Raw genomic sequence first — 5,731 nt, forward strand, 5'->3', positions numbered from 1 at the left:
TCCTTTTCTCTTTTGGACCGTGCACGGCCCGTTTTCTCTTTTCCTTCTGGAAGGAAAAGAGAAAATGGGGGGTGCAAAGAACCAGCCATCTTCATGGCTGAAAACCACCAGGAGGCGCCTATGGGTTTCTTTGACAAGCTGAAAAAGATCACCACCAACCTGTTCACCACCTACACCGAGGCCGACGAGGCCTTCTTCGAGGAGCTGGAGGAAACCTTAATCCTCTCCGACTTCGGCATGGAAATCGCCGTGGAGACTGTGGAGAAGCTCCGGGAGAAGGTCCGCAGGGAAAAACTCGTCAGCCAGGAGGAGGTCCGCGCCGCCCTGCGGGCGATCATTGTGGACACGCTGAATGTGGGCACCACGGAGGTGAACGTCTCCACCTCCCCCTGCGTCTTCCTCTTCATCGGGGTCAACGGCGTGGGGAAAACCACCTCCATCGGCAAGATGGCGAACCTCCTGCGCTACGGCGGGAAGAAGTGCCTTCTCTGCGCGGCGGACACCTTCCGGGCGGCGGCGGCGGACCAATTGGAAATCTGGTCGGAGCGGGCCAAGGCGGACCTGATCCGCCAGCACGAGGGGGCGGACCCCGGCGCGGTGCTCTTCGACGCCCTTCAGGCCGCCAAGGCCCGGGGGGTGGACGTGGTGCTCTGCGACACGGCGGGGCGGCTCCACAATAAGGCCAATCTCATGGCGGAGCTTGCCAAACTCTCCAAGATCATCGACCGGGAGTGCCCCGGCGCGGCCCGGGAGACTTTGCTGGTGCTGGACGCCACCACGGGCCAGAACGGTTTGATTCAGGCCAAGACCTTCAAGGAGGCGGCGGGGCTGACGGGCATCATCCTTACCAAGCTGGACGGCACCGCCAAGGGCGGCATCGCCGTGGCCATTGCCCAGGAGCTGGGCGTGCCTGTGAAGTTCGCCGGAGTGGGCGAGGGTATCGACGATCTCCGGCCCTTCGATTCCGAGGAGTACGCCGAGGCGATCATTTAGATAAAGAGGGGACTTCGTCCCCCCTTTAGATTCCCCCCCTCCAGTCTGCGGACTGGAGCCGCCGCCCAAGGCGGCTGGGGCCGGGGTATTTTCCTGACGCGCATGCCGTCAGGAAAATGATTTAAATTTATTTTCCGTCAAGGGCGGAAAACCAGGGGAGCGCCCCTGGACCCCTGGAGGGGTATATAATTGGAGGAGGAATTGACTTGACCAGAGAGGACGGCCGGGCCGCGGGCGAGCTGCGGCCTGTGACCATTACGACCGATTTTATCAAATTCGCCGAGGGCAGCTGCCTCATCCGGTGCGGGGACACCATGGTCCTCTGCTGCGCCAGCGTGGAGGAGAAGACCCCGCCCCACGTCCCCTACGGGGAGGGCTGGGTCACCGCCGAATATTCCATGCTGCCCCGGGCCAACCGGGAGCGGAGCCGCCGGGATGTCGCCAAGCTGAAATTATCCCCCCGGAGCGCGGAGATTCAGCGCCTGGTGGGCCGGTCCCTCCGCTCCGCCGTGGATATGAGGAAGCTGGGGGAACGGACCATTACCATTGACTGCGACGTGCTCCAGGGGGACGGCGGGACCCGGACGGCCTCCGTCACCGGGGGCTTTGTGGCCCTGGCGCTGGCCTGCCGGAGGCTGGTGGAAAACGGCGATCTGGGCGCCAGCCCCATCCGGCATTACGTCACCGGCGTGTCTGCCGGGATTGTGTACGACACGGCCCTGCTGGACCTGCGCTACAGCGAGGACAGCCGGGCCCAGGTGGACTTGAACTGCGTGATGAACGAGCTGGGAGAGCTCATTGAAATTCNGGGCACCGGCGAGGGCCGGGCCTTCAGCCCCACGGAGCAGCAGGAGCTGGTGCGCCTGTGTACCAAGGGCTGCAAGGAACTGCTTGCCAAGCAGAAAGAAGCGCTGGGAGGGAAATTCTGATGGCGGAAAAATTTGTGCTGGCCACCCACAACCCCGGGAAGCTGGCGGAGATGAAGGCAATTTTGTCCGGCTTGGGCGTGGAGGTCGTCAGCCCCGCCGAGGCCGGGGTGGAGGTGGACGTGGAGGAGACCGGGACCACCTTTGCCGAAAACGCCATGCTGAAAGCGAAAGCGGTTTGCGCCGCGGCGGGCCTGCCCGCCATTGCCGACGATTCCGGCCTCTGCGTGAACGCGCTGAACGGCGGCCCCGGGGTCTACTCCGCCCGCTACGGCGGGGAGGGCCTGGACGACGCGGGGCGGCGGCGCCTGCTGCTTCAGAACCTCCGGGGCCAGACCACCCGGGCGGCCCATTTTACCTGTGCCGTGGCCTGTGCGTTTCCCAATGGGGACACCCTGGAAGCGGAGGGCCGCTGTGACGGGGCCATTGCCTTCGCCCCCCTGGGGGAGGGCGGCTTCGGCTATGACCCGGTGTTTCTGATTCCCGAGAAGGGGAAGACCTTCGGCCAGATCGGCCCGGAGGAGAAGAGCAAAATTTCCCACCGTGGAAAGGCCCTGGCGGCCTTCACGGAGAAGCTGAGGNCGTATTTGAGCAAGGGAGAAGCGGGAGCATGAACGGCGTTAAGACCATGCTTCTGGGGATCGCGCTGAGTCTGCTGGGCATTTCGCTTTCGCTCAACAACTTCATTGCCGTTGGCTGCGGCGCCGGCGGGCTTCTTCTGGCCGTGATCGGACTTTTGAAAGGAGATTGAGCATTGNATTTGACAAGCAAACAGCGGGCCCAACTGCGGGGCCTGGCAAACGGCATCGACACCATTTTGCAAATCGGCAAGGACGGCATCGGNGAAAACCTCGTCAAACAGGCGGACGGCGCCCTGGAGGCCCGGGAGCTCATCAAAGGGAAGGTGCTGGAGAACAACCTNGAATACGACGCCCGGACGGCNGCGGAGGAGCTGGCNAAGGCCACCCGCAGCGAGGTGGTCCAGGTCATCGGCACCAAGTTCGTCCTGTACCGGGAGACCCACTCCAAACCCAAGGAGAAGCGCATCCAATTGGTAAAAGAGCGGAAGAAGAAACCGTGAACCGGTTTGGGAGGAGGCTTCCATTTTGAAGATCGGCGTATACGGCGGGGCCTTCAACCCGCCGNATCTGGGACATATTACCGCCGCCCGGGCGGTATCCGGGCTTTTGAAACTGGATAAACTCTTGATAATTCCCACGGGCCACCCGCCGCATAAAATCCTGCCCCCCGGCAGTCCCACGCCGGAGCAGCGGCTGGAAATGACCCGCCTGGCCATGGAGCAGACCGGCCTGGGGGACAAGGCGGAGGTCCTGGATCTGGAGATCCGGCGGGAGGGAAGCAGCTATACCGCCGACACCCTGGCCTGCTTGAAAGAGAACTACCCGGAGGACGAGCTGTGGCTGCTGATGGGGACGGACATGTTTTTGACCTTCCATACCTGGCATGAGCCGGAGCGTATTCTCGCCTCGGCGGGAATCGCCGCCTTCGGGCGGACGGAGGCGGACACGGAGGAGCTGTTTTCTGTTCAGCGGGACTTCCTCTGCCGGAGGCATCCCCAGGCCCGGATCTTCACCCTCAGCATCCCCGGCGTGGTGGACGTCAGCTCCACGGAGCTGCGGGAGCGGCTGGCAGGGGGAGAGGGCGGAGGGCTCCTGGCCCCGGCGGTGTACGGCTATATCCTTCGGGAGAAGCTCTACGGCACGGCGGCGGACTTGAAAAATTTGCCTCTGGAACAGCTCCGGCCCGTGGCGTTGAGCTGCTTGAACCACCGGCGCATTCCCCATGTGCTGGGCACGGAGCAGGAGGCCGTCCGCCTGGCGGAGCGCTGGGGGGCGGACGCGGACAAGGCCCGGAGGGCCGCCCTGCTCCACGACTGCACCAAGAAGCTGAACCTCCCGGAGCAGCTGGCCTTGGCGGAGCGCTTTCAGGTCCCCCTGGACGAGATGGAGCGGCGGGAAATCAAGCTCCTCCACGCCAAAACCGGGGCGGGCGTGGCGGAAGCGGTCTTCGGCACGGACGGGGAAATTACCAACGCCATCCGCTGGCACACCACCGGCCGGGGGAACATGACGCTGCTGGAAAAAGTCATCTATTTGGCGGACTACATTGAGCCCAACCGGGACTTTCCCGGCGTGGAGGAACTGCGGCGGGCCTGTTACGAGGATTTGGACGCGGGTCTGCTGCTGGGCCTGGAAATGACCATCGGGGAGATGGAGGGCCGGAACGCCCCCATCCATCCCAAGACCCTGGAGGCCAGGGACGCACTGAAAGGACAGAGAGAATAACATGAGCGATATTGGAAAGCGGCTGGCGCCCAGCGGGAAGAAGCCAAAGTCCCCCCGGAAGGGGAAGCTGACCCGCCAGCAGATCATTTTGATTGTGGTGGTGGTGGTTTTGGCCATCGCTTTGGCGGTGACGCTGGCCCTGCGGAGCCTCTTCGTCCGGCCGGAGCTGCCCGTCTGGAACGACCCTCAAAATACCGTGGACAAGGATGGGGACGGCAAGCCCGACGGGCCGGAGCCTATTGACTACGGCGAGGGCCTCCGGCCCCGTGGCGGCGATGGAGAGCGGAAGAGCAAGGATTACTGGACCGTCCTGGTCCTGGGCCGGGATACCGGCGGCGGCGGAAACACGGACACCATGCTGCTGGCCAGCTACGACGTGACGAACCAAAAGGCCACCGTCATGTCCATCCCCNGGGATACCATGGTGAACGTCCCCTGGGACATCAAGCGGATCAACTCCGTCTATAATTACTACGGCGGCGGCGAGCGGGGCATCCAGCACCTCTACAAGGAGATTTCCCAGCTGGTGGGCTTCGAGCCGGACTTCCAGGTGGTGGTGGAATGGGACGCCGTGGGGGAGATCGTGGACGCCATCGGCGGCGTGTACTTCGACGTGCCCCAGGACATGAACTACGACGACCCCTATCAGGACCTCCATATCCACCAGACGGCGGGCTACCGCCTTCTCAGCGGGGACGACGCCATGCAGGTTCTCCGCTACCGCCACGACAACCGGAAAAACGGCGTCACAAGGGGCTACCCGGACGGCGACCTGGGCCGCATCAAAACCCAGCAGGCATTCTTGAAGGCCATGGTGGATCAGCTCCTGCGGCCCAAGAACATGACCAAGGTGGGCCCCCTCATTGAGGCGTTCAACAAGAACGTGGAAACGGACATGAGCTTCCAAAACATCCTCTGGTTCGGCCAGCAGGCGGTGATGGGAGGGCTGAAGACGGAGGATGTGAACTTTGTCACCATGCCCAACCGGGCCAAGTACGCTTACAGCCGGAGCGTGGGGAATATGCAGTCCTATGTGGTGCCCAACGCCAAGGAGCTGCTGGATCTGGTGAACAACGAGCTCAGCCCCTTCACCGAGGTTTTCACCATGAAGGACCTGGACATCATGTCCGTCAACGCAGACGGGTCCGTCAGCTCCTCCACAGGTTATGTGGAGGACAAGAAAGCGGCCCTGCCGCCCCCCAAGGATGAGCCGGAGGAAGAGGAGCCTGCCGTGGACGAAAACGGCTATCCCATCGACCCGGAGACGGGCCTGCCCATCACCGTGGACCCGGAGACCGGCGAACCCATCGTTCCCATTGACCCGGAGACCGGGGAGCCCCTGGTCACCGGCCCGCCGGACACGGCGATCGGCTCCGGCGAAAACGGCGGCGGAACCACGGATTCCAATGGGTCCGCCCAGCCTGGGGGAACAACGCCCGTCAGCCCGCCGGACGGCGGCACCCCGGCGCCTCCTGACCCGGAGACGCCCAATACCGTGCCGGACCC

7 protein-coding genes are annotated in these 5,731 nt (G+C 63.7%); all 7 read left to right on the forward strand.

The window, feature by feature from the left end; genetic code table 11:
- Positions 1–120 precede the first annotated feature (120 nt).
- On the forward strand, positions 121–993 hold the full coding sequence (ftsY, locus tag JX325_RS12025) for a signal recognition particle-docking protein FtsY (protein WP_204791354.1): 873 nt from the start codon (positions 121–123) through the stop codon (positions 991–993).
- 206 nt (positions 994–1,199) lie between these two features.
- A complete protein-coding gene (gene rph / locus JX325_RS12030) occupies positions 1,200–1,922 on the forward strand; it encodes a ribonuclease PH (RefSeq protein WP_204791355.1) in 723 nt (240 codons plus the stop codon).
- Positions 1,922–2,533, forward strand: a complete 612-nt coding sequence (locus JX325_RS12035; RefSeq protein WP_204791356.1) for an XTP/dITP diphosphatase — start codon at positions 1,922–1,924, stop codon at positions 2,531–2,533. Before rph ends, JX325_RS12035 begins: the two co-directional genes overlap by 1 nt.
- On the forward strand, positions 2,530–2,670 hold the full coding sequence (locus tag JX325_RS12040; RefSeq protein ID WP_204791357.1) for a hypothetical protein: 141 nt from the start codon (positions 2,530–2,532) through the stop codon (positions 2,668–2,670). The genes JX325_RS12035 and JX325_RS12040 overlap by 4 nt, the downstream gene beginning before the upstream one ends.
- 3 nt (positions 2,671–2,673) lie before the next feature.
- Positions 2,674–3,000, forward strand: a complete 327-nt coding sequence (gene yhbY / locus JX325_RS12045; RefSeq protein ID WP_204791358.1) for a ribosome assembly RNA-binding protein YhbY — start codon at positions 2,674–2,676, stop codon at positions 2,998–3,000.
- Positions 3,001–3,025: 25 nt separating this feature from the next.
- Positions 3,026–4,225 (forward strand): nicotinate (nicotinamide) nucleotide adenylyltransferase, encoded by a 1,200-nt coding sequence (nadD, locus tag JX325_RS12050; RefSeq protein WP_204791359.1) that lies wholly within the window; start codon positions 3,026–3,028, stop codon positions 4,223–4,225.
- Between the two features lies 1 nt (position 4,226).
- On the forward strand, positions 4,227–5,731 hold a 1,505-nt coding region (locus tag JX325_RS12055), incomplete at its 3' end, for an LCP family protein (RefSeq protein ID WP_204791360.1).

This window comes from Oscillibacter sp. CU971 (genome assembly GCF_905219725.1).
Taxonomy (GTDB): Bacteria; Bacillota; Clostridia; order Oscillospirales; family Oscillospiraceae; genus Oscillibacter.